This window comes from Neisseria sp. (assembly GCF_030523955.1).
GTDB lineage: Bacteria > Pseudomonadota > Gammaproteobacteria > Burkholderiales > Neisseriaceae > Neisseria.
On sequence record NZ_JAUNHL010000007.1, the window covers coordinates 1 to 22,871 of the forward strand.

The following is a 22,871-nucleotide window of genomic DNA, read 5'->3' on the forward strand; positions in this document are numbered from 1 at the left end:
TTGAAATGTTTGCCGTAGCCGCTGTCGCCGTTGAAATACAGCGAGAAATCCGCCGACTTCACCGCCCAAGCGCCCCATAAGGTGCTGTTGCGGTTGGTTAGACTGCGGCCGCTGAAGTGGCGGGAGGGCAATAGGGTTAATTGCAATCCTTCTTGATCGGCTTGTTCGTACCAATCCATTTCGGTGATTTTGTTATCCGCCACGCCCCAACGCTGCAAATGCGCTTTGACCCCGAGCGGAACGTAAAACCGGCCGATGCGGTCTTTGATTTCGCTCATCACCCGATAATCCAGATGGTCGTAATGATCGTGGGACAGCAGCACGATGTCGATGGCCTCGGGCAAATCCGCCACGCTTGGCGTATGCACCATCGCAAACGGTGCGCCGCCTAAAAAAACCGGTGAGGCGCGGTTAAACACGGGGTCGGCAACAATCAATTTGTTATCCATTTTAAACAGCAGGCCGGAATGCCCCAGCCAGATAAACTGGTTGTTTTGCAGCTTCGCGGCATCGATTTTTTCGCTCGGCAGCGGCTCGGCAGGCTGCTTGCCCGGCGGCGGGTTGGTGACGGAGCTTAGCCATTCCAGCAAACTCGGTTTTTCCGCACCGTGGCCGTCGCGGACTTCGACGGATGTCGGCTCCAAATTGTCAAAAGTTTTGCCGTTGAAATACGGCGAATTGTGCATTTTCTTCAGGCTGGCCGCATCAGGCTCGCCGCCGAAAACAGGGTGGAACCGGACAAAAGCAAACGCGGCAACGCCTAATACTGCGGCGGCGATGAGCAACCATTTTAAAATCGAAAAAATAACGGACATGGTTTTCCTTTTTGCGGATAGATACGCAATATCAAGGATGCCGAGTGCGATATCCTTGATATTACGGGTTGCTTGGAAAAGCTGGTTTTTTCAGACAGGCATTAATCATTACTTGGCCAATTCAAACACTTCCGTAATCGCCGCTTGGGTGTAGGTTTCGTTCATTTGCCAGGCAACCGCGTTTTGCACGGCATTGTCGATCACGGCGGCGAGTTGTTCGTCGTTTACGCCCAATTGTGCCAAGGTGGTGGGCGTGCCGATTTTGTCGAACCATGCTTTCAAGGCGGCAATGCCTTCTTCGGCGGTTTTCAAGCCGAAAATCTCGCGGGCGAACCGCTCGAATTGCGGGCGGTTTTGCTCTTTGTACCAAGTCATCCAGGCGGGCATCACCACCGACAAACCTGCGCCGTGCGGCACATCGCAAATCGCGCTTAGGGCGTGTTCGATCATGTGGTTGGGATAGCTGAAACCGTGTGTGCCGACATAAGTCAAGCCGTTCAGCGCCATGGTGGCCGCCCATGCAAATTCACCGCGCGCGTCCAAATCGTTGGGATTGTTCAGCAGGATTTCAGTGGTGCGGATCACGGTTTTGATGTTGGCTTCAATCTGCATATTGATGAGTTCGGGCTGCACGCTGGCGGTGAAGTAGCCTTCAATCGAGTGGGCGATAATGTCTGCCGCCGAATAAACCAGATAATCGCGGCTCACGGTGGCTTGCAGTTTCGGGTTAATCACCGACACTTTGGGGAACAGATCTTTGCCGTTAACGGCATATTTCTGCTGGGTTTGCTCGTTCATGACCACGCCGCCGTTGTTCATTTCGCTGCCGGTGGCGGCAAGGGTGATGATGTCGAAAATCGGCAGGTTTTGTTCGACCGCGGCTTTGCCGATAAAGAAATCCCACACATCGCCGTCATACAACGCGCCTGCGGCGATTGCTTTGGCGCTGTCCAAACACGAGCCGCCGCCCACGCTTAAAATGCTGTCCACGCCGTGTTGGCGGGCAAGCGCGATGCCTTCTTTGACTTTGCTTAAAATCGGATTGCTTTTTACGCCGCCCAATTCAACCCATTCAATGCCGTTGGCTTGCAGGCTGGCGGCGACATCGTCAAACAGGCCCGATTGCTTAATCCGTTCGCTGCCGTACACCAGCAGGGTTTTTTTAACACCGAATTCTTGCATATATGCACCGATGTTTTGCTCTTTGCCAACACCGAATTCGATACGGGTAGGGTTTTGGAAACTAAATGAATACATGGTTTGTTGCTCCTGAATAAAACATTGCGAAGTATAAAATCTCGGGCGGGTTGGATTAAGTAGGCAAAATGCAATGCCCTGATGAATTAAATTCAATAATAAAGGTGCGCTCAGGCCGGCAAAAGGTTTGGCAGATTCGGCCGCTTGTTTTTCAGACGGCCTCAACAGCTTTATTCCAGCTTGCCGTAATCGGCGTCGGATACCGGCTCCAGCCATTCGCTGCGGGTGTTTTCGCCCGGCACTTCAATGGCCAGATGTTGGAACCATTCCGTCGGCGCGGCGCCGTGCCAGTGTTTCACACCGGCAGGGATGTGCACGATGTCGCCGGCTTTCAGCTCTTGCGCGGGTTTGCCCCATTCCTGGTAATAGCCGCGGCCGGCGGTAACCAACAGCATCTGCCCGCCGCCTTTGGCGGCATGGTGGATATGCCAGTTATTGCGCGTGCCCGGTTCGAAGGTTACGTTGCCCACCACCACTTGGTCGGTGGAAAGCATGTTCAGATAACTTTTGCCGGCAAAATATCGGGCATAAGCGGTGTTTTCTCCGCCCGCCGGAAACTGGCTCATTTCCGGTTTGCTTATGCGGGTAATCTCTGCGATTTGCTCGTCGCTGATGCCGTGTTTTTTGCTGACGTTGATGTGCGAATTCAATTGGCCATCCACGCCCTGCATACTGCTTAAGGCGGCAACGGTAATGATTTCGCGCTCCTGCCAGTTCAACAAATCATTGGCAAAAACATCACCGAACAAATGGGTTTTCAGGTAGCGGTCGATATCGGGCGAAAGTGCGGAAAGGTCAACGGCCTGCCCGACCAGCTCGGTTTGCGTTTGCGTGCCCAGCGCCAATAAGTCGGCATGTTCGGGCAACGGGCGGGCGGCGCGGCCTTGTTCCGCTTTCAAGCCTTGCGCCCGCCGCGCCTGCACGCGTTCGGACAGGGCGGATAAGGCATTCAAACTGCGCGGAAAGCCCGCATAGGCATAAAGCTGCACCATCGCGGCCTGAATTTCGTTTACGGTTAAGCCCTGATCCAAAGCGCGGTCGATAGCATCTTTCAGACGGCCTGTGTCGCCGTTGGCGGTAAAAGCGCCGATTTGGGCAAGACTGTATTGTTTGTTGGAAAGTGCCATTTTTGCGGCTCCTTGTCGGTGGGTGGTTTGCGTTTGGGCGGGCGGGGCTGCTGCGGTTTCCGTTGCCATGCCCAAAGCCCATAATGCGGTTAAAACAGCAAAGGTTTTCTGATGGTTTTTCATAAGACAGACCCTATGAACGGCGGTTGGTTTGACGCTTTCATTGTAGCCCTGTCTGAATCTCGATAAAATGAATAAATTCAGAATAAACAATTCCGAAAAATGAGATTATGAACCGATTAGACGCTTTGAAATATTTTGTCGTGGCTGCGGAAACCTTGAGCTTTCGGGCGACGGCGGAGCGTTTTTCCGTTTCGCCGCAGGTGATTACCCGCGTGATGGGCGAATTGGAAAACGAATTGGGCGAACAATTGTTTAAGCGCAATACCCGCTCTGTCCGCCTCACCGATTTCGGCGTGCAATGGCTGCCCAAAGCCGAGCAGTTTTTGCGGCAGGAAACCGTTTTATTCGGCGCATCGGCCAAAGTAAGCGACAGCGAACTCTCCGGCATGGTGCGGATTACCGCGCCGCCTTCGGTTTACAGTGATTGGGTACTCAAACAGTTGCTGATTGCCCTCGCGCCGTATCCCGATATCCGCATTGATTGGCGCACGGGATTTGATGTGCTCAAAACGGTGGAAGACCAAATCGATATCGGCCTGCGGATTACGCAAACGCCCGACGACAACTGGGTTGCTAAGAAAATCCGCATGCTCAACGAGCCGGTAGTTGCTTCGCCCGCATTGGTTGAACGGCTGGGCCTGCCTGAAAATATTGAAGATTTAATCGCCCGCTTCCCCGTCGGCAGTTTATTAAACACCAAAACCAACCGGCCTTGGGCGTGGTATGTGAATGACGAATTGTTTCCCGTTTATCAAGCTCAAGTGGTAACAGACGACAATAAAGCCTTGCTGCAGGCGGCGTTGTCGGGGCGGATATTCGCCCAACTGCCCGATATGGATTGCCGGCATTATTTTGAAACGGGCGAATTGGTGAAAGTGTTCCCGCACAGCGGGTCGCAGAAATGGGCGTATTACCTATACCGCCCCAAACAAACCATTACCGCCAAACGGGTGTTGCTGGTGTATGAATTGTTGGAAAAGATTTATTTGAGCCATCGTGCGGTGTAAGTGGCTGGCAATATTGGAATTTTCTTTAGGCCGTCTGAAAACACAAACCGCCCGTTTTCAGACGGCCTTTTTCTATTCGTGAATTTTATTCACAAGCCCATGCGCGCCGGGCCGCTTAATCTGCCAGAAGAAAGCGCGTATAGTGGTGATCTTTAAGTCGATTTGAATGAGCAGATGATGGCTTTTACCTCTCCAGCCAAAGAAACTACGCTGATTTTGATTTTGGGTGCGCTGATGGCGTTCACCTCGCTCTCCACCGATATTTACCTGCCTGCCATGCCGCAGATGTCGCAAGATTTGCGCGGCAATGCGGAGCTGACGGTAACGGGTTTTTTGATCGGCTTCGCTATCGCGCAACTGTTTTGGGGGCCGGTGAGCGACCGCATCGGGCGCAAGCTGCCGCTTTATGCCGGCATGGTGTTGTTTGCGCTCGGTTCGGCGGGCTGTGCTCTGTCGGACGGCATCGGCGAAATCATGTTTTGGCGCGTGTTCCAAGCCGTCGGCGCCTGCACCGCGCCGATGCTGGCGCGGGCGATGATACGCGATTTATACGGGCAAACCCGTGCCGCGCAGATGCTTTCTACCTTAACGCTGATTGTGGCGGTGGCGCCCATCGTCGGGCCGTTGCTTGGCGGCCAGCTGATCCGCTTCAGCACTTGGCACGCAATTTTCTGGCTGCTGGCGGCGGTGGGCGTGTTGATGTTTGCTGCACTTGTCAAACTGCCCGAAACCCATCCTTTGGAAAAACGCAGCAATGAATCTTTGTGGCACGCTTTTGCCGCTTACGGCAGTTTGTTGAAAAACAAGGCTTATATGCGCTATGTGATGTGTGTAACCCTGTTTTATGTGTCCGCCTATGCCTTTATTATCGGCTCGCCTTTTGTTTATATCGATTATTTCGGCATCGACCCGCAACACTACGGCTGGCTGTTTGCGCTGAACATCGTCGGACTGATGGGAGTGAGCGCGGCCAACCGCCGGTTGGTGGGGCGCTACCGCCTCGACACGCTGATTCGTGCGGCAACCGCCGTTGCAGCCGTTGCCGGCATCGTGTTGGCGGTTTGTGCCTACAGCGGCTTCGGCGGCATTTACGGCATTATCCTGCCCGTGTTGGTGTTTTTCGCCACCAACGGCATCATCGCCGCCTGCACCACCGCCGCCGCGCTCGACGGCGTGCCGCAGATCGCCGGCTCGGCTTCGGCTCTGCTCGGTTCGCTGCAATACGGCAGCGGCATCGTTTCATCGCTGCTGCTGGCTGCGCTTTCAGACGGCACGCCGCACGCGATGGCGTTGATTATCGCGCTGTTCGGCATCGGCAGCATGGCGATGGCGTTTCTTCCTTCCGCCGCGGCAGGTAAACGCAAGTAAAAACCGGCGGCTGCCTGCGGTTAACTGCCAAATTATGTTAACCGGCCGGTAGTTGATCGTTTTAAACATTTATAATACGGCACGGTTTTACCAGGTTTCCACCAATATTTTCACAACCAGCATATGAACATGAAAAACCGCTTTTCCGCAGCCGCACTGGCAGTATTGCTGGCCGCCTGCACCCACACCGCGCCGCAAACCGCCGCCGGCGCAAGTTCCGACAGCCAAAGCCAAAGCCGGCGCGACGCTGCCCGCGCAGTGCTCGACCAAGGCATCAAAGCCTATCAGGCGCAGGATTACGCCGCCGCGCTGCCGCTGTTCAAACAGGCAGATCAGTTGGGGCACATGAAAGCCGCCCGTTATCTCGGCCTGATGGCGCTCAACGGCAACGGCATGGCGCAAAGCAACGCACAGGCGTTTGCCTATTTCCAACGCGCCGCGAATGAAGGCGACATTACCGGCCAATATTGGCTGGGCTATTGCTACGAAAACGGCATCGGCACCGCGCGGGACTATACCCAAGCGATGAAATGGTACACCCAATCCGCCCGGCGCGGCGACGTGATTGCCGCACCTGCCATGGTGGCCTTGGGGCATCTGTATGAACAAGGCAAAGGCGTGCCGGCTAACCGCAGCCGCGCCGCCGCCTATTACAAGCAGGCAATGGATGCCGGCTACGAAGCAGGCAAAACCGAATGGCAGCGCCTGCAAGCCGCGCAACTGCCTGAATAAATTACGGCCTAAGCATCGGGCAAATACCGTTTTCATTTCTAATCAGTAGGTCGGGCATTTATGCCCGACACAATCTTTACACAAGCCAAAGTCGGGCATAAATGCCCGACCTACGGTTTAGCTTATTTAAAATACGTTTATTTAGACCTGTTTTAACCTTAATCAGGAGTTTGCAATGAAAAAATCCCTGCTCGTCCTCAGCCTGGCAGCGCTGCTTACCGCCTGCGCTGGCACAGCCCAAACCACCGAACCTACCGCCACACCCAAAGCCGTTTGGGACAAACAATACGGCGGCGCCGACAAAAGCTACGACCAAAACCTGCTCAGCCTGCGCGAGCAAATCGCCCCACGCTTCCGGCAGCTTGAATTCAAAGACAGCGTAACCGGCAAAACCATGGCGTATAACCTCTACACGCCGAAAAACCTCGAGCCGGGCAAGAAATATCCGCTGGTGATGTTTATCGCCGATGCCAGCACCGTCGGCAAAGGCGTGCAAGCGCCGCTGATGCAGGGCTACGGCGGCATCATCTGGGCCACCGACGAAGCGCAGGCCAAACACCCCGCCTTCGTATTGGTGCCTTCTTTCGCCGGCCCGCAGTCGGCCGTTAACGACCAATGGCAGACCAGCGACGAAGTCGGCATTGCCTTGCGCCTGCTCAAACACACCATCAAAAACCAGGCCGTCGATGCCAAACGGGTTTACACCACCGGCCAGTCGATGGGCGGCATGATTTCATTTTACCTGAATGTAACCGAACCCAAGCTGTTCGCCGCTTCGATGTTCGTCGGCAGCCAGTGGGACGTGAACGTGCTCGAGCCGCTGAAAAACGCCAAATTCATCTACACCGTATCCGCAGGCGATCCCAAAGCCTCTAAAGGCATGGCGGATTTGGCGGCGATGTTCAAGCAGAAAAACATCCCCTTCGCGCAAACCGAATTTGCCGCCAACGCCCCGAAAGCCGAGCAGGACGCCGCCGTTAACGCCTTGCTGCAACAGGGCAATCCGCATAACTTCATTGTGTTCACCAAAGGCACCACCTTGCCCGCAGGCGTAAACGGCAACAGCAAAGCCGGAGAACATATGTATTCGTTCGACTACGCCTATTTGCTCGAACCCGCGCGCGACTGGCTGTTTCAGCAGGTAAGGAAATAACGGCAGGTGAAGTAATCTGTTGAAATATTATGATAAAGGCCGTCTGAAAACTTTTCAGACGGCCTTGCTTTATTTTGCACGGGTTTTCTGCATCATTTCCGTTACCGCCCGGTATCGGCCGCCGGCGGCAGGCCGAAAAAGCGGCGGTATTCGCGCGAAAACTGGCTGGGGCTTTCGTAGCCGACGGCCGCCGCTGCCTGAGCGGCGGTAATGTGCTCGGAAAGCAGGAGCTGCCGGGCTTGTTGCAGGCGCAGTTGTTTTTGGTACTGCATCGGGCTGGTGCCGATCAGGCGGCGGAAATGCTGGCGGAAAGACGATTCGCTCATGTGCGCCATAGCGGCCAAATCGGAGAGCGAAGTTTTTTCACGGTAATGTTGCTTGAGCCATGCCGCCACGCGGCTGATTTGCTGTGAGCGGGCGGTCAGCATCCGGCGCAGGTGGGCGCGGCTTGCACCCGAAAGCAGGCGGTAGGCGATTTCGGCTTCGATGAGCGGCGCAAGGTGCGGCAGCAAATCAGGCTCTCCGGTAAGCTCAAGCAGGCGGGCGACTGCGGCCAGCAGCTTTTCATCGGCGGGCACGATGGCCAACGGGATGCCGCCGTGCCCGCTTGCGCCGCCATCCGGCAGCTCGGCGGCGGCACGGGCGAGCAGATGCCAATCCAGTTCGATAACCAGCCCCAGATAGGGCTGTGTCGGGCAGCATTCGGGCACATAGGAGAGCGCCGACAAATCGGCGCCGGCAAACAAACATTCGCCCACGCGGTAGGTCAGCGAATCTTGGCCGCAGCACACCGTTTTACTGCCCTGTAAAGCCAGCACCAAGCCTTGCGGGTAGAGGCAGGGCAGCGAGTAAACCGGAGTGCTGTGGCGGTAAACGCTGAGCGAGGAAACGGCGGTGGCGGTTTTGCCGTCATTTCGGGCAATCTTTTCCGCGAGGCGGGCAAGCGTTTGATAGGCCGCAGCCATGCTTTGGGAGAGAGAAGGTTCGGGGTGGTTCATGATTTATCGGGCCGTTTGCAAACAACGGCAGTTTAACCGTTTCCGTGCGCCATGTGCCGAGCCGGAGCCGGAATTTGTCAATTCAGGCAAGAAACGCACCGTTTCGGGCAAGCGTGAAGGATGGCGGATTGTTTATAATGCCGGACATTGCAACCCTCAAACCGGAGACAACATGAGCGAACTGAGCAAAACCCCCGTGCCCGACCGTGCCGAATACAACGCCTTTTTTCCGTCGGAATATTCTTTGAGCCAATACACTGCGCCGAAAACCGATTTCGACGGCGTAAAATTCGACCGCCCCTACACCGGCCGCTACAAAGTGCTGATGATCGCCACCGACGAGCGTTATCTGCAAATGCAAAACGGCAAACTGTTTTCCACCGGCAACCATCCCGTCGAAACCCTGCTGCCCATGCTGCACATTCACGAAGCCGGTTTTGAAATCGACGTCGCCACGCTGTCGGGCAATGCCGCCAAATTCGAAATGTGGGCGATGCCGCAGGAGGATTTGGCCGTGCAGGGCATTTTCCAAACCTACCTGCCCAAGCTGCAAAAGCCGCTGAAGCTGGCCGATGTGATTGAACAGGCCACCGCACCCGATTCGCCCTATCTTGCCGTTTTGATTCCCGGCGGCCACGGCGCGTTCAACGCCATTCCCGAAAGCCGCGAAGTGGCGCGTATTCTGCATTGGGCGCTGGATAACAACCGCTACATCATCACCCTTTGCCACGGCCCCGCCGCATTGGCCGCTACCGCCCGGCACGGCAGTTTTCCGTTTGCCGGCTATCAGTTGTGCGTGTTCCCCGACGCGCTCGACGAGGGCGCCAATATCGACATCGGCTATATGCCCGGCCGCCTGCCGTGGCTGGCAGCCGAACGCCTGCAACAATTGGGCATGAAAGTGGCAAACGAAGGCATCAGCGGCCAAGTCTGCCATGACCGTCAACTGCTTACCGGCGACAGCCCGCTGGCCGCCAATAATCTGGGCATACTCGCCGCCGATGTGTTATTGAAAGCGGCAGCCGAGTAACCGTTGCGCCGACAATTTGAAGGCCGTCTGAAAAATCACTGGAGCGGATTTTCAGACGGCCTTGATGTTTTCAGACAGGCATTATGTGGATTCGACCGCACCGGTTTCACAACAATGCGCCATCAGTTGCCGCAGCCAGCGGTAGGCGGGGTCGCGGTGGCTGCGTTCGTGCCAGACGAGCGTTTTGGTAAAGCCGGTGATGGCCAGCGGCGGTGCAAACGTTTTGATGCCGGACAAACCGGCCACCAGTTTTTGCGGCGCCACAGCCAGCAGATCGCTGCACCGCAGCAGCTCGGGCAGAATCAGGAAATTCTGCACCGATACGGCCACCCGCCGCGCCAACCCCGCTTGTGCCAGCGCCTGATCGGTTACGCCGGAGAAGCTGCCGCCGTGGTAAGACACCAGCGCCTGCTCGGTTTGGCAAAATTGCTCCAGCGTCAGTTCTTCTTGCGCCGCCAGCGGATGGCCGCTGCGCAGGGCGCACACGTATTCTTCGCGGTACAGGTTCAGCGCATGGAGGTCGGGCGCCTGAAAGTCGGGCGTTACCAACGCGAAATCCACCTGGCCCTGTTCGAGCTGGGTTTGCAGCCTGGTTTCGTCAAGCGCCAGCACTGCGGTGCGGATGTGCGGCGCCTGCCGCCGCAAGGCGGTGAGAAACGGCGTAACCACCGCATAGAGGGCGTAATCGGTGCAGGCGATTTTCAGCACGGTTTCGGCAAGTTGCGGCTCGAACCGCGGCGGCTGCAACAATTGGGCGGCATCATGCAGCAGTTGTTTGACCGGCCCCGCCAGCCCGAGGGCGCGGTTGGTCGGTTCCACGCCGCGTTGCACCCGCACGAACAGCGGGTCGTCGAAACTGTCGCGCAGTCGCGTAAGTATGCCGCTCATTGCAGGTTGCGTAACCGACAAACGTTCCGCCGCACGGCTGACGCTGCGCTCGTCCATCAGCGCATCGAAGGCTTTCAGCAGATTCAAATCCAAAGAGCGTAAATCGCGCATGTCAAGTGCTCCGTTTTCATATCAGGCCAAATGATACAAGATATTTCGAATAACGATTTAACTTATATCACAACGTTGCTTATACTGCCTGCATCGATTTCAGAAAACCGTTCAGAAAGGACACAAAATGCAAAACTCAATCAACTGGCCGCAGGAATATACCCCGGGCTTTACCGATAATTTTTGTTCCAATGAAGTGATTGTGGCGGGTTTGAGCACCGCCGAAGTGTGGAAATACCTCAACGATACCCGCTACTGGCCGCACTATTACAGCAATGTCGCCGACGTGCGCTTTTACGACGGTTATCCGGGCACGGAGCTGTATGACAATGCCCGTTTCTTTTTCAAAACCTTCGGCTTTCCCGTTGAAGCGCGCGTTACCGAATACGTTGCGCCGCAATCGGGCGAACCCGCACGCATTTCATGGCACGGCTGGGCGGGCGAAGAGGGCAGCGACGAGCGCTTGGACGTTATCCATGCCTGGCTGATCGAAGATTTGGACGGCGGCCGCGTGCGTATCCTCACGCAGGAAAGCCAGCGCGGCAAACCCGCTCAGGAGCTGGCCAAAGCCGTGCCCAACCCGATGATCAACGGCCATCAGGAATGGCTGGACGGCATCGTGCGCAGCGCGAAAGCGCAATTGGCGGTGTAAGCCGGAAAGCAGTCCAAAAAACAATCAGGCCGAGACCTTTGCAAAATTCTTTTCGATACCTGAAAACACGTGCGTCATGCTCGGGCTTGACCCGAGCATCTTTTTGTTTTGAAAGAAAAAGCAGATACTCGGGTCAAGCCCGAGTATGACGAGATATCAATAAATTCAGGATTAAAAAGTTTTTTGCAAAGGTCTCAGGCCGTCTGAAAAACGCAGAAACCGTTTTTCAGACGGCCTTTTTCACACCCTCAGCGTATCCGCCACCGCTTTGAGGGCGGGCGAGATATTGCGGTGGGGATAGTAAAGATACAGTGCGGGCATACGGTCGCTGTAAGGCTGCAACACGCGGATCAGCCGGCCGTGGGCGAGGTCGTCTTCCACCAAATCGAGCGGTACATAGGCCAGACCCAGCCCGGCGCGGGCGGCAGCGGTTTCCATATAGCTGTCGGCAAACGCCCATTGTCCTTGCGGCGTATGCTTGACGATGTGGCCGTTTTGCCGGAATTCCCATTGGTAATGGCTGCCGTCGGCAAACTGGTAGGCGATGCAGGGATGGGCGGCGAGCGCCTGCGGGGTTTCGGGAAAACCGTAGCGGCGGAAATGCTCGGGTGTGCCGACCACCGCCATTTCGGTTTCCAAACCGATGCGTACGGCGACCATGCCTTCGCCCACATCGCCGCCCAACCGCACGCCGGCGTCGAAGCGCTCTTGGATGATGTCGACAAAGCGGCTTTCGTTAATCAGTTCCAGCCGCACGTCGGGGTAAAGCCGTCTGAAAGCGGCGAGCTTGGGCAGCAGGATTTTGTCGATGGCGTGCAGGCTGGCGTTGATGCGCACGGTGCCGGAAGGGGTATCGCGGTAGTGGACGAGCAGGTTGAGGCCGTTGTCGAGACGCGCGAAGCTCTCTTGTGCGGTGCGGTAAAGCTGTTCGCCCGCCTGCGTGAGTGCGAGGCGGCGCGTGGTGCGGGTAAGCAATTGCACGCCGAGGCGCTCTTCCAAGCCGCGTATGCTGCGGCTCACGCCCGATTGCGCCATGCCCAGCCGTGCGGCGGCTTTGGTAAAGCTGCCCTCGTCGGCAACCAGCATAAATAGGTATAAATCATTATAGTTTTCGCGCAGATTCATCGGTTTTCCGTTTTATTCATAACAATAGGGTATAAGTATTATGCAGTTGCGCCGTCTAATCAAGCGGCGGGGCAGGGAGTAGAATGCACGGCATCGTACTTCAAACAAACAAGGACACGCATCATGAAACACTTTCCTCGTTCGTTAAAAACCCTTGCCGCCGCGCTGCTGCTGGGCGCGGCCTTAACCGGAGCTTCCGCCATGACTTACGCACAAACCGCCGACCCGACCGCCGCCGTTTCGATGGTGCGCGAGTGGGACAAAATCTTTCCTAAATCCGACAAGGTAACCCACCGCAAAGTATCATTTAAAAACCGCTACGGCATCACGCTGGTAGGCGATTTGTATCTGCCGAAAAACCGCGCCGGCGGCAAGCTGCCCGCCATTGCCGTTTCCGGCCCCTTCGGTGCGGTAAAAGAGCAATCGAGCGGCCTGTATGCGCAAACGCTGGCCGAGCGCGGCTTTGTTACTTTGGCGTTTGACGGTTCCTACACCGGCGAGAGCGGCGGCCAGCCGCGCAACATGCCGTCGCCCGACATCAACACCGAAGATTTTTCCGCTGCCGTGGATTATCTTGGTCTGCTGCCCGAAGTGAACCGCGAGCGCATCGGTATTCTGGGCATTTGCGGCTGGGGCGGATTTGCGCTCAACGCCGCCATCAGCGATACCCGCGTTAAAGCCGTGGCCACCAGCACCATGTACGACATCACCCGCGTGGCCGCCAAAGGCTATAACGACAGCACCGATGCCGAAGCCCGTTACAAAATGAAGCAGGAAATCAACGAAGCGCGCTGGAAAGCTGCGAAAAACGGCTATGCCGATTTGTTGCCGCCCAATAACCTGACCGCCGAGCAGATTACTGCCGAAACGCCCAAGTTTATCGCCGATTATTCCAATTTCTATACCACCAAACGCGGCTTCCACCCGCGTGCCGTAAACTCCAATCCGGCAGGCTCATGGGCGACCACCGGCATGCTGTCGATGATTAATATGCCCATTTTGCAATACGCCGCCGAACTGCGCGCCCCTGCCTTGGTGGTGCACGGCGAACAAGCCCATTCGCGCTACTTCAGCGAAGATGCGTTCAAGGCTTTGGGCAGTAAAAACAAAGAGCTGTATATTGTTCCGAATGCTAGCCATGTGGATTTGTACGACAACCAAGCGGGCAAAATCCCGTTTGATAAATTCGAGCAGTTTTTCCAAGCGAATTTGAAATAAACCGCAAATGCCTGTCTGAAAAACTCTTTCAGACAGGCATTGCACCTTTCAGACGGCCTTAAGGACACATCATGCAAAGCTTTCCGCCCAACCGTATCATCGCGCCCGATTCGCCCGAGTTTGCCGAAATCCACCGCATCGTGGCCGAAAACGCGCCCAAAATCGCCGAACTTTCCGGCGCATACAAAACGCAGGAACAAATCCGTGCCTTGTTGGCTGACATCACCGGCACAGAGATTGACGACAGTCTGCACGTCAACCTGCCGTTTTACAGCGACTTCGGCCGCCATATCCGCATCGGTAAAAACGTGTTCATCAACTCGGGCGCCATGTTTACCGATTTGGGCGGCATCACGCTGGAAGATAACGTATTAATCGCCCCGCGCGTCAACATCCTTAGCGTTAATCATCCTGAAAATCCTGCACAGCGGCGCGGGCTGGTTCTCAAACCCGTAGTGATTCGGAAAAACGCCTGGATCGGCGCGGGCGCCACCATTCTGCCCGGCGTGACCGTGGGCGAAAACAGCATCGTGGCCGCCGGTGCCGTGGTGGCCAAAGACGTGCCGCCCAACAGCATCGTCGGCGGCATTCCGGCGCGCGTGCTCAAAAACATCGCCACAGCATAAGGAGCCGCCATGAAAACCGTCCGCTTGCTGATACTCGCCGCCCTGTTGTGCAGCGCCTGCACACCCGCCGACAGCCGTGCCGAACCGCCTGCCGCGTCCGCACGCAGCCAACAAACCCAAGGAGCCGCTATGCAACTGACCATCAACCACCGCAGCTTCACCGCCGATCTGGCCGACACCGCCGCCGCGCAAGAGCTGCGCCGCCTGCTGCCCTTAACGCTGACCCTGCAAGACCATCTCGGCAACGAAAAACACGCACCGCTGCCGCACAGCCTGCCGCGCAACGACTACCGCCCCGGCCGCATCGAAGCGGGCGATGTGATGCTGTGGCAGGGCGATACCATCGTGGTGTTTTACGAGAGCTTCGATTCCGCTTACAGCTATACCCGCTTGGGCAAAATCCGCGATATTGAAGGTTTGAAACAAGCCGTCGGCAAAGGCGCGGTGAGCATCCGCTTTGCCACCGAATAGGCAAATGCCTGTCTGAAAAGTAGCGCTAGGGTTTGTCGACAATTAACCGGCGAAGCGGTTTTTTGAGGCAAAAACCGCGTATGCAAGGCAAAAAGCACAGCAAGGTTGAACACCTTGCGAGCATTTTTAACGCTGCAGACGGGGATTTTTGACCAAAAATACCGCCGTTGCGTTAATTGTCGACAGACCCTAGGGAGTGTAGTCGACGGCATTGCGACGGTATGCTTTGCCGGTCGCAACCGAACCGCTTGCTTTTCTTTACTTTCTCACACTTTTCCTGCCGTGGCCGCGTGTTAAAATCCGCCGCCTGAATAATAGGAAAATCAAATGCGTAGTGTGATGTTTGTGTTGGTGCTGCTGTTGATGCAGCTCTTTACCTTCGGCCTCGGGCGCTCGTTGCAATGGCTGTTGGCGCCTTGGATAGGAATCAAGCGGCGGCGTTGGTTGATGATTATTGCGTTTGTCATCACCAATTCTTTAATCGCCGGTTTGGTGTTGCAGCTGGGGCATGCCGTTTTCCGTTGGACGGCATTGTGGATGGTGCTGCTGCTGTTTGTGATGTATGCCGCGCTGGCGACTTTTCTGCTTTACTTGCTGTTGCGCCGGTTTATGCCGCAAAAGCAGATGTCGCACGGCTTGCGCTTGTTTGCGCCCTTGTTTGTGGCCGGTCTGTTTGCCCTGGCGTGGCACAATGCATATACGCCGGTGGTGCGCCATGCGGAGATTACGATTAATAAGAAGCTGGATAAGCCCTTGCGCATCGGTATGGCCAGTGATATGCATATCGGCTCTCTTTTCGGCGCCAAGCAATTAGACGAGCTGGCCGCTATTATGAACCGCGAGAAAGTCGATATCATTTTGTTGCCCGGCGATTTGATGGACGACAATGTCGATGCCTACCGCGCTGAGAACATGCAGCCGAGCTTGGAAAAATTGCGCGCGCCCTTGGGGGTTTACGCCACGATGGGAAACCACGATTTATTCGGCCACGAGCGGGAAATCCGTGAGGAAGTCAGCAAAGCGGACATTCGTGTGCTGGCCAACGAAAGCTTGGTGGTCGATAAGCGATTGCTGGTGGTGGGGCGCAACGACGACAGGGATAAAAACCGCCCGAGTACCGCGCAGCTGTTGGCTAACCAGAATACCGATTTGCCGGTGTTGCTGATGGATCACCGCCCGACCGAAGTGGAAATCCATTCGCAACTGCCGGTGGATGTGCAGGTTTCCGGCCATGTGCACAACGGGCAGGTTGCACCGGCCAATCTGATTGTGCGCTTTCTCAACCGGATACATTACGGTTATGAAGCCATCGGCAACGGCCATTTCTTTGTGACTTCCGGCTACGGCTTTTGGGGCGTACCGTTGCGGCTGGGCTCGCAATCGGAAGTGTGGATTATTGATGTGAAAGGCAAGTGAACGTAGCCGCCGGATAAAAATGCCTGTCTGAAAGCTATTTGGCCTTTCAGACAGGCATTTTTTTCAGACAGGCATAAACCTCTGCGTCCTACCCGGGTTAAGCCTGGGTAGGACGGCGCTAGACAAACATTTTCAGTTTTGAAAACGCATCAACCATTCTGCCGGATGCTGTCGCTGCGGGCCAATATAGTGGATTTAAAATAAAACTCCGAGATTGGAGCGCGGACGTCCCCGTCCGCAAAATATCCAGAATCATACATAAAAAGCGGACGAAAACGTCCGCGCTCTACCGGACATTTTATTTGAATCGACTATACTTGCGCGGCGGCTTGTTTCAAATGGCGCAGATAACCGTGCAGCCCCAGTTCGGCAAATTTCGGATTCGGCACTTCGATGCTCACCGGCGTGTCGGCGGGCAACAGTGCGAGGCATTCGGCCAGCTTGAAATCGCCCTCGCCGGGAATGCCGCGCTTGGCGCGCGATTCTTCGATTAGGCCTTCGCGGGTGTCGGCACGTTGAGCCAAGATGCCGTCGCACAGTTGTACGACTTCGGCCAGATAAGGCTGTGCTTCGCTGATTTGTTCCAAGTTGCAGAGGGCGCGGTGGAAATGCAGGGTGTCGAGCAAGAGGCGGCAGCCGCTTTGGCTGGCCACGGGAATGCCGTCGCGCAGTTGTTGCACGGTTTGGTAGGAAATCGGTTCCAGCGCGATGCTGATGCCGAAGGCGCGGCCGTCGGCGACCAATTCGGACAGGGTATCGGTGGCGCGGGACAGATCGGGGTCGGTGATGGTAACGGTTAGGCTTTGCGCCGCCAAGGCTTGTGCGGCCTCCAGCATGGGCATCCAAAAATCGCGGTCGGTTTGGCTGTCGATGGCGATAAATTCGGTGTCGTAAACCCGCATGCCGGTATCCCGCAAAACGGCTTGTACTTCTTTTAACCGCGGATTATTGAGCAAATTCAGGTCTTTTTCGGTGGCGGTAACCGGGCGGGTGCGCAGACCGATAAAGTCGTAGCCGGTTTCGGCGGCGGCGCGGACAAAGTCGGCAGGTTCGGTACCCAATGCGCTTAAAGGGGCGATGCCAATCAGGCGTGTCATAAAAATCTCCTAATTATGGTGATATGAATTAAGTCGGAACGGATTCGGTGTGTGCGCCGCCCCGGTAATCGGCCGAGGGAAAATACGTGCCGTCGTCTTCGTAGCGGCTGACGCCGGCCAGATGACGGCCGACGGCGTAGCCGAAGGTGAGCGCCGGGCCGATGTTGATGCCGCCGCAGGGATAGTGGCCGCCGAAAACCGATTTTTGGTCGCAGCCGACGGCATACAGGCCTTCGACTATGCCGCCGTCTGCCGTTTTTACCCGCGAATGGGCATCCACGGCGATGCCGGCAAAAGTGCCGAAAGAGCCTACTTGGATTTTAACGGCGTAATAAGGGCCTTTGCCCAAGGGTGCCAGCGAGGGATTGGGGTAACCGGTTGAGGCGTCGCCGCCGTAGCGGTTGAACGGGGTTTCGCCTCGCCCGAATAAGGGGTCTTGCCCTTGTTTGGCGTGTCGGTTGAACTCGGCGACGGTTTGCATCAGGCCGACCGGATCGATGCCGCAGCGCTCGGCCAACTGATCGAGCGTATCGGCTTCGGTAATGCAATTCAGATAGCGGGTGTAGAGCGCCAGCGGAACGGGGCGGGGTTTGGCGAAACCGAACATATAGCTGCGCACGGCGCGGCGGTCGCCTATCAGCCAGGATTCCACCGCTTCGTCTTCGGGCACGGTACCAAGCATGCCGCTGACGTAATCATAATAGCCGTTGGCTTCGTTGACGAAGCGGCGGCCGTTTTTCAATACGCCGATGATGCCGGGTTTGGCGCGGTCGGCAATATGGGGGAACACGCCTTCGCTGCCGTCTTTGAAACGCACCAGCGATACCGGGCACCAAGCGGCGGGCGATTTTCCGCGCGCATCCAGATAGCCGCCGGCTTGTTCTGCCAGCGTCAAACCGGCGCCGTCGGCTTCGGGTACCGCCAGCGTCCAATGTTCCTGACCGGTGGGGGTGCGCGGAAAGTTTTTGCGCCGCCCGCTATCGGCCGGATAACCGCCGGTGGCCAACACCACGCCTTTGGCGGCGTGTACGCGTATCCGCCCTTCGGGAGTGCGCAGGTAAGCGCCGCATACCTTGCCGTTTTCGTCTTGTATCAAGCCCTCGACGGCGGTGTTCACCCGAATGTCCACGCCTTTTTCATCGGCGGCCCGCAACAATCTGGCAACCAGCGCCAAGCCGTTAACCATCTGCATATTGCGCCGGTGAACGACTTTGTCCCAAAGGTGGATGGCAAAGCGTTTGGCGGCGTAGAGAAAACTGGCCGGCCGTTTCATGGCGTTGAGGAAATGCCCCAGATCGGGGCCGGCCATGATGCCCATGCCCCAGAATGAAGTCATGCGGTATTGGTCGGGCAGGATGGCGAGCAGGTGTTTGGGCAATTGCGTGCCGTAAAGCGGGCTGGCGGCGACCGAGCGGTGTCCGGTGCCGGCACCGGGCAGTTTGCCGTAAATGTCGCAGATGCTTTTGCCGGGCGTGAACTGCAAGGGGGTGTGCTGCTGGAAAAAGCCGACCATGTGCGGTACCTGTTCCAAAAACATTTCTACGCGTTCGCTGTCGTAATCGTCGCCGGTAACCGCTTTCAGATAGGCACGGTAGTCGTCGCGCGGTTCGATAACGCCGTCTGCCACGGCTAAGGGGTTGCCGGGTGTCCACGCCCAACCGCCGGAGCGGGCGGTGGCGCCGCCGCAAAACGGTGCGCGTTCAGCCAAGAGCACTTTCAAGCCGTGGTGGGCGGCGGTAACGGCGGCGGCCAGACCGCCGGCGCCGCTGCCGGCAATGATGACATCGTATTGCCATTCGGTCGAAAGGGCCGAATCGGAAGCAGTATGCTTGATTGTGGTTTCCATGATGTTCTAATCCGTTTTTTCAGACAGGCATTCAGCAGTTTTTCAGACAGGCTTTAACTGGCCGGCGGCAAATTTGGCAATCCGCCAGCCGAATACCATCCCCGGGCCGATGGTGGTGCCGGGGCCGGGATAAGTGCCTTTGAAAATCGAGGCCAAATCGTTGCCGCAGGCAAACAGGCCTTCTATCGGCTGTCCCTCGGTGTTGAGCACTTGGCCGAAGGTGTTGCAGGCCAAGCCCAGGCTGGAAGCCAAATCGGCCGGGCGTACCGCAAGCGCATAATAAGGGCCGGTGGACGACAGCGGCCGCAGGCAGGGATTGGGTTGTACGGAGGCGTCGCCGTTAAAGCGGTTCATCGCGCTGCTGCCGCGGTGGAAATCGGTGTCTTCGCCTTGGGCGGCCAGTTGGTTGTAGCGCTCGACGGTGTTTTGCAGGGCGGCGGCGTCTATGCCGCACCGTTCGGCCAACCCGGCCAGCGTATCGGCGCGGGTGAGATAGCCTTTTTCGACAAAATGCGCCAGTTTTTTGCCACCGGGCATGATGAAGCCCAAGCCGTAACGGCGCACAAAGGCATCATCGACAATCAGATAAGCGGTGGGCAACTTGCCGTTTTCGCTGCAATCGATTTGGGCGGAACTGAAGTCGTGATAAGAGTTGCTCTCGTTAACAAAGCGTTTGCCGTCGCTCAACACCGCCAGCAAGCCCGGTTTGGCGCGGTCGAGAATGATGTGCGGCCACATCGCACGGTAGCCGTCGGGCAGGGTTTGGTAGGAAGTGGGGAACCATAAGGCCGGATATTGGGTGTTGTCCAAAGCGGCGCCGATGTCGCGGGCGGCGCAAATGCCGTCGGCATTGTGGCTTTCGGGGGCGTAGGAGTCGGGCGTGCCGGCCGGAAAATACTGCCGGCGCAAGGCTTCGTGATGGCCGACACCGCCGGTAGCCAGTACCACGCCTTTTTGGGCATGAATGGCAACGGTTTGCCCTTGATGTTCAACCAGCGCGCCGGTTACCTTGCCGTTTTCCACTATCAGGGAGCGCATCGGCGATTCGAACCATACCGGCACCTGATGCTTGAGCAGGCTGTAATACAGGCGGCCGACCAAGGCGTTACCCATAACCAGCCGCGTGCCGCGTTTGAAGCGCAGGCGGCTTTTGAAATAAGGCAGCACCACTTTCAAGGTGGTTTTCAGGTTGGCGGCCGAGCGAAACGGATTGAGCAGGGCATCAAGTTCGTTGCGGTTGACCATCATGCCGCCCAAGCCCATAAACTCGCGGCGGGGCGGTCGGACGCGGTCGAATTCTTTGCCCAATACCGATCCTTCGAAAGGCAGCGGAGCGAGTGCGCGGCCACCGTAGGCTTCGCCCGGCAGGTTGCCGATGTAATCGGGATGGGCGGCGGCGGCAACGAATTTGACATCGGTATGCGCATCCAATTCGGCGATCATCTGCGGGCCGGACTGCAAAAAAGCGGCGCGCATATCGTCGCCCGGCCGGCCGTGGCAGACGTGTTGCAGGAAAATATCCGCGTCTTCAACACGATCGGGTACGCCTGCCGCATCGCTCAAATGCGTGCCCGGCACCCAAGTAGTGCCGCCGGAAGTGGCGGTGATGCCGCCTACGTAAGGTGCTTTTTCGCACAGGCAGACATTCAGGCCGGCGCGTTTGGCGGTTAGTGCGGCGGTCATCCCGGCAGCGCCGCCGCCGATCACCAATAAATCGACTTGATGGGTGTTCATGTCCGTGCTGCCCCTTTATTTTTTATCCGAATGCTTTTGCATCAGGAAACCGGCCATCAGATCGCGCACGCAGGCAAACATATCGCCGCCGGCGGAAGTTCGGCAGCCGCAGGCTTGGGCGTGGCGGATCCAAGCGGTAAGCGGCGGATGGGCGACCACATCGCCGACAAACATTTCGGGCATAAGCTTGCCGCCGTCAAACGGCAAAGCATCGTCAGGTTTCATGCCCAGCGGGGTGGCGTTGATGACCACGTCGAAGCCGGAAGGATCGCTGCTGCCCGCATAAACGCGCCCCAGTTGCAGTTGGCTGAGGCGATCGATCAGCTGGTCACGCCGTTGGCCGTCGGTTTCGTGTATCGCCAGCTCGGCTACACCCGCTTGCAACAAAGCATGGGCAATGGCGGTGCCCGCACCGCCGGCTCCGGCCAGAATCACTTTTTTACCGGCCAGCTGCGCACCGTTGCGGGTGAGCGCCTCCACTTGTGCCAATCCGTCGAACATATCGCCCACCCACAAATCGCCTTCGCGGCGCACCACATTTACCGCATTGAGAAAGCGGGCGCGCTCGGAAAGCCGGTCGCACAAGGCGCTGAAGGCGATTTTGTGCGGTACGGTCACCATCAGGCCGTCGACGTTGCGCATACTTTTTAGCGCGCTGAAAAAGTCGCTTAAATCTTGCGCAGCCACGTGAGCAGGAATGCAAACGGCATTGAGGCCGTTTTGCTGGAAAGCAGTTGTCATACCGGTGGGTGATTTGACTTGGGCAATCGGATCGCCCACTACGTAATAAACCCGGGTTTCCCCGTCCAAACGGATATCCATGCTATTACTCCTTATGTATGTGCAAAACAGGCACTGAACGTTGAAAGTGCAACCATGCCTGTCTGAAAAATAAAAAACGGTTGGAATATTTTTAAATCGTTGGCAGCAAGCGTAAAAGAAAGCGCATCAAACAACCATAGCTTTATGAGTGGAAATGGCCGATAATTGAAAACGTTGGCCGATAATCGGCCAGTTTTAGCAGTAAAGCGAGAAATGGCAGACGATTTCACAGCGCCCGGACAAGCGGCGGATACCATGGTGCACCCGAATAACGGGCGCAGTCTCAAACCGGAAGACTATATCGCCGGTCTGGCCAAAGGCTTGGCAATATTGGATTGTTTCGACAGCGGCCAAGTGCGGCTTTCGGTAACCAAAACGGCCGAGCGCACCGGGCTGACGCGTGCGGCGGCACGCCGTCATTTGCGTACGCTTTATTATTTGGGCTATCTGGATAGCGACGGCCAGTATTTCTGGCTCAGCCCGAAAATTCTGAAACCGGCGGGGATTTATCTCAATTCCGCGGCGCTGCCGAGGGCGTCGCGTGCGGTGCTGCGCAGTTTGCCGCAGCAAACCGGCTGCTATCATTCTGTGGTGGTACTCTCCGGCGGCGAGGCGGTAACGGTGGCCAGCTGTTACCCGCCTCATCTGGAACAGGCACAGGTGCTGCCATACGGCATTTATTCGGGCAACCGCATTCCGGCGCACAGCGGCGCCAACGGCAAGGTGTTGCTGGCGGCTTTGAGTTTTGATCAGTTGGCGCAATGGCTGGCGGCTTATCCCTTGGTTAGGTTTACCACCCAAACCATTACGGATGCTGAGGTGTTGCAAGAACAATTGGCTCTGGTGCGGCAACAGGGTTGGGCGGAGGCGCTGGGCGAATACGAACCGGGTTTCGGCGGTTTGGCGGTGCCGGTGGTCGATGCGCGGGGCGAAGTGGTGGCCGCGCTCAACGCTGTGGATGCGAACGGCAATATTTCCGATGCCGCCTGGCGCAGCCGCTGCCTGCCGTTGCTGCAAAAAGCCGCGGCGGAAATACGGGTGATGCTGTAGGGTTCGCTGCTCGGAAGGCTTGATGTTTTTCAGACAGGCAAAGACCTTTGCAAAATACTTTCCGATACTTTAAACATGAGCGTCATGCTCGGGCTTGATCCGAGCATCTGGTTGTTTTAGAAGGAAAAGCAGATACTCGGGTCAAGCCCGAGTATGACGGTGTACAAATATTTTTAGGAATGAACCGGCTTTTTGCAAAAGTTTC

Annotated in this window: 21 protein-coding genes; 11 read left to right on the plus strand and 10 right to left on the minus strand. The window is 56.8% G+C overall.

Features of this window, described 5'->3' with window-relative positions; translation table 11 throughout:
* The 3 genes from Q4C79_RS02465 to Q4C79_RS02475 all read right to left on the minus strand — a co-directional run.
* Window positions 1-815: MBL fold metallo-hydrolase (locus Q4C79_RS02465; protein WP_303089450.1), on the minus strand; the 815-nt coding region annotated here is incomplete at its 3' end.
* A 108-nt stretch (window positions 816-923) separates the two neighbouring features.
* Entirely contained in the window at window positions 924-2,072 is a 1,149-nt protein-coding gene (locus Q4C79_RS02470; protein WP_303089451.1) for an iron-containing alcohol dehydrogenase, read from the minus strand.
* Window positions 2,073-2,242: 170 nt separating this feature from the next.
* Window positions 2,243-3,322 (minus strand): carboxymuconolactone decarboxylase family protein, encoded by a 1,080-nt coding sequence (locus tag Q4C79_RS02475; RefSeq protein ID WP_303089452.1) that lies wholly within the window; start codon window positions 3,320-3,322, stop codon window positions 2,243-2,245.
* A 107-nt stretch (window positions 3,323-3,429) separates the two neighbouring features.
* On the opposite strand from Q4C79_RS02475, the gene Q4C79_RS02480 reads away from it, so the two are divergent.
* From Q4C79_RS02480 to Q4C79_RS02495, 4 genes are all read left to right on the plus strand, one after another.
* Window positions 3,430-4,329: a LysR family transcriptional regulator gene (locus tag Q4C79_RS02480; RefSeq protein WP_303089453.1), complete on the plus strand. Its 900-nt coding sequence runs from the start codon at window positions 3,430-3,432 to the stop codon at window positions 4,327-4,329.
* 174 nt (window positions 4,330-4,503) lie between these two features.
* Entirely contained in the window at window positions 4,504-5,697 is a 1,194-nt protein-coding gene (locus Q4C79_RS02485) for a multidrug effflux MFS transporter (RefSeq protein WP_303089454.1), read from the plus strand.
* A 129-nt stretch (window positions 5,698-5,826) separates the two neighbouring features.
* Window positions 5,827-6,429 (plus strand): tetratricopeptide repeat protein, encoded by a 603-nt coding sequence (locus Q4C79_RS02490; protein WP_303089455.1) that lies wholly within the window; start codon window positions 5,827-5,829, stop codon window positions 6,427-6,429.
* 175 nt (window positions 6,430-6,604) lie between these two features.
* Entirely contained in the window at window positions 6,605-7,582 is a 978-nt protein-coding gene (locus Q4C79_RS02495) for an alpha/beta hydrolase-fold protein (RefSeq protein ID WP_303089456.1), read from the plus strand.
* A gap of 101 nt (window positions 7,583-7,683) precedes the next feature.
* Here the strand turns inward: Q4C79_RS02495 and Q4C79_RS02500 are convergent, their stop codons facing one another.
* Entirely contained in the window at window positions 7,684-8,580 is an 897-nt protein-coding gene (locus tag Q4C79_RS02500) for an AraC family transcriptional regulator (protein WP_303089457.1), read from the minus strand.
* Between Q4C79_RS02500 and hchA the strand changes: the two genes are divergently transcribed.
* A complete protein-coding gene (gene hchA, locus Q4C79_RS02505) occupies window positions 8,579-9,610 on the plus strand; it encodes a glyoxalase III HchA (RefSeq protein ID WP_303089458.1) in 1,032 nt (343 codons plus the stop codon). The two genes, Q4C79_RS02500 and hchA, sit on opposite strands and share 2 nt — an antisense overlap.
* An 81-nt stretch (window positions 9,611-9,691) precedes the next feature.
* Here hchA and Q4C79_RS02510 read toward each other — a convergent pair whose 3' ends face one another.
* Entirely contained in the window at window positions 9,692-10,609 is a 918-nt protein-coding gene (locus Q4C79_RS02510; RefSeq protein ID WP_303089459.1) for a LysR family transcriptional regulator, read from the minus strand.
* 127 nt (window positions 10,610-10,736) lie between these two features.
* On the opposite strand from Q4C79_RS02510, the gene Q4C79_RS02515 reads away from it, so the two are divergent.
* Window positions 10,737-11,261, plus strand: coding sequence for an SRPBCC domain-containing protein (locus tag Q4C79_RS02515; RefSeq protein WP_303089460.1), 525 nt, complete (start codon window positions 10,737-10,739; stop codon window positions 11,259-11,261).
* Window positions 11,262-11,501: 240 nt separating this feature from the next.
* Here the strand turns inward: Q4C79_RS02515 and Q4C79_RS02520 are convergent, their stop codons facing one another.
* The gene (locus Q4C79_RS02520) at window positions 11,502-12,386 is read right to left on the minus strand and encodes a LysR family transcriptional regulator (RefSeq protein ID WP_303089461.1); all 885 of its coding nucleotides are present in this window, start codon (window positions 12,384-12,386) and stop codon (window positions 11,502-11,504) included.
* Window positions 12,387-12,509: 123 nt separating this feature from the next.
* On the opposite strand from Q4C79_RS02520, the gene Q4C79_RS02525 reads away from it, so the two are divergent.
* The 4 genes from Q4C79_RS02525 (at window position 12,510) to Q4C79_RS02540 (ending at window position 16,117) form a co-directional block, all read left to right on the plus strand.
* Window positions 12,510-13,604 carry an alpha/beta hydrolase gene (locus Q4C79_RS02525; RefSeq protein WP_303089462.1) on the plus strand — a complete coding sequence of 365 codons (1,095 nt, stop codon included), beginning with the start codon at window positions 12,510-12,512 and terminating at the stop codon, window positions 13,602-13,604.
* Between the two features lie 71 nt (window positions 13,605-13,675).
* Window positions 13,676-14,230 carry a DapH/DapD/GlmU-related protein gene (locus Q4C79_RS02530; RefSeq protein ID WP_085366628.1) on the plus strand — a complete coding sequence of 185 codons (555 nt, stop codon included), beginning with the start codon at window positions 13,676-13,678 and terminating at the stop codon, window positions 14,228-14,230.
* Window positions 14,231-14,239: 9 nt separating this feature from the next.
* Window positions 14,240-14,701 (plus strand): cyclophilin-like fold protein, encoded by a 462-nt coding sequence (locus tag Q4C79_RS02535; RefSeq protein ID WP_303089463.1) that lies wholly within the window; start codon window positions 14,240-14,242, stop codon window positions 14,699-14,701.
* A 327-nt stretch (window positions 14,702-15,028) separates the two neighbouring features.
* Window positions 15,029-16,117, plus strand: a complete 1,089-nt coding sequence (locus Q4C79_RS02540; protein WP_303089464.1) for a metallophosphoesterase — start codon at window positions 15,029-15,031, stop codon at window positions 16,115-16,117.
* Window positions 16,118-16,428: 311 nt separating this feature from the next.
* On the opposite strand, the gene Q4C79_RS02545 is transcribed toward Q4C79_RS02540, so the two are convergent.
* Genes Q4C79_RS02545 through Q4C79_RS02560 form a run of 4 tightly spaced genes read right to left on the minus strand, consistent with a single transcriptional unit; the run spans window position 16,429 to window position 21,616 of the window.
* On the minus strand, window positions 16,429-17,214 hold the full coding sequence (locus tag Q4C79_RS02545; protein WP_303089465.1) for a sugar phosphate isomerase/epimerase: 786 nt from the start codon (window positions 17,212-17,214) through the stop codon (window positions 16,429-16,431).
* 28 nt (window positions 17,215-17,242) lie between these two features.
* Window positions 17,243-19,060, minus strand: a complete 1,818-nt coding sequence (locus tag Q4C79_RS02550; protein WP_303089466.1) for an FAD-dependent oxidoreductase — start codon at window positions 19,058-19,060, stop codon at window positions 17,243-17,245.
* Window positions 19,061-19,102: 42 nt separating this feature from the next.
* Entirely contained in the window at window positions 19,103-20,794 is a 1,692-nt protein-coding gene (locus Q4C79_RS02555) for an FAD-dependent oxidoreductase (protein ID WP_303089467.1), read from the minus strand.
* A 15-nt stretch (window positions 20,795-20,809) separates the two neighbouring features.
* Complete coding sequence (locus Q4C79_RS02560; RefSeq protein ID WP_303089468.1) at window positions 20,810-21,616, minus strand: shikimate dehydrogenase; 807 nt, start codon at window positions 21,614-21,616, stop codon at window positions 20,810-20,812.
* Window positions 21,617-21,829: 213 nt separating this feature from the next.
* On the opposite strand from Q4C79_RS02560, the gene Q4C79_RS02565 reads away from it, so the two are divergent.
* Window positions 21,830-22,666, plus strand: a complete 837-nt coding sequence (locus Q4C79_RS02565; RefSeq protein ID WP_303089469.1) for an IclR family transcriptional regulator C-terminal domain-containing protein — start codon at window positions 21,830-21,832, stop codon at window positions 22,664-22,666.
* Window positions 22,667-22,871 lie beyond the last annotated feature (205 nt).

Coding starts and splice junctions, on each gene's coding strand:
- Q4C79_RS02470 (WP_303089451.1), bottom strand. CDS start 2,072: ATGTATTCATTTAGTTTCCAAAACCCTACCCGTATCGAATTCGGTGTT.
- Q4C79_RS02475 (WP_303089452.1), bottom strand. CDS start 3,322: ATGAAAAACCATCAGAAAACCTTTGCTGTTTTAACCGCATTATGGGCT.
- Q4C79_RS02480 (WP_303089453.1), top strand. CDS start 3,430: ATGAACCGATTAGACGCTTTGAAATATTTTGTCGTGGCTGCGGAAACC.
- Q4C79_RS02485 (WP_303089454.1), top strand. CDS start 4,504: ATGATGGCTTTTACCTCTCCAGCCAAAGAAACTACGCTGATTTTGATT.
- Q4C79_RS02490 (WP_303089455.1), top strand. CDS start 5,827: ATGAAAAACCGCTTTTCCGCAGCCGCACTGGCAGTATTGCTGGCCGCC.
- Q4C79_RS02495 (WP_303089456.1), top strand. CDS start 6,605: ATGAAAAAATCCCTGCTCGTCCTCAGCCTGGCAGCGCTGCTTACCGCC.
- hchA (WP_303089458.1), top strand. CDS start 8,579: ATGATTTATCGGGCCGTTTGCAAACAACGGCAGTTTAACCGTTTCCGT.
- Q4C79_RS02500 (WP_303089457.1), bottom strand. CDS start 8,580: ATGAACCACCCCGAACCTTCTCTCTCCCAAAGCATGGCTGCGGCCTAT.
- Q4C79_RS02510 (WP_303089459.1), bottom strand. CDS start 10,609: ATGCGCGATTTACGCTCTTTGGATTTGAATCTGCTGAAAGCCTTCGAT.
- Q4C79_RS02515 (WP_303089460.1), top strand. CDS start 10,737: ATGCAAAACTCAATCAACTGGCCGCAGGAATATACCCCGGGCTTTACC.
- Q4C79_RS02520 (WP_303089461.1), bottom strand. CDS start 12,386: ATGAATCTGCGCGAAAACTATAATGATTTATACCTATTTATGCTGGTT.
- Q4C79_RS02525 (WP_303089462.1), top strand. CDS start 12,510: ATGAAACACTTTCCTCGTTCGTTAAAAACCCTTGCCGCCGCGCTGCTG.
- Q4C79_RS02530 (WP_085366628.1), top strand. CDS start 13,676: ATGCAAAGCTTTCCGCCCAACCGTATCATCGCGCCCGATTCGCCCGAG.
- Q4C79_RS02535 (WP_303089463.1), top strand. CDS start 14,240: ATGAAAACCGTCCGCTTGCTGATACTCGCCGCCCTGTTGTGCAGCGCC.
- Q4C79_RS02540 (WP_303089464.1), top strand. CDS start 15,029: ATGCGTAGTGTGATGTTTGTGTTGGTGCTGCTGTTGATGCAGCTCTTT.
- Q4C79_RS02545 (WP_303089465.1), bottom strand. CDS start 17,214: ATGACACGCCTGATTGGCATCGCCCCTTTAAGCGCATTGGGTACCGAA.
- Q4C79_RS02550 (WP_303089466.1), bottom strand. CDS start 19,060: ATGGAAACCACAATCAAGCATACTGCTTCCGATTCGGCCCTTTCGACC.
- Q4C79_RS02555 (WP_303089467.1), bottom strand. CDS start 20,794: ATGAACACCCATCAAGTCGATTTATTGGTGATCGGCGGCGGCGCTGCC.
- Q4C79_RS02560 (WP_303089468.1), bottom strand. CDS start 21,616: ATGGATATCCGTTTGGACGGGGAAACCCGGGTTTATTACGTAGTGGGC.
- Q4C79_RS02565 (WP_303089469.1), top strand. CDS start 21,830: ATGGCAGACGATTTCACAGCGCCCGGACAAGCGGCGGATACCATGGTG.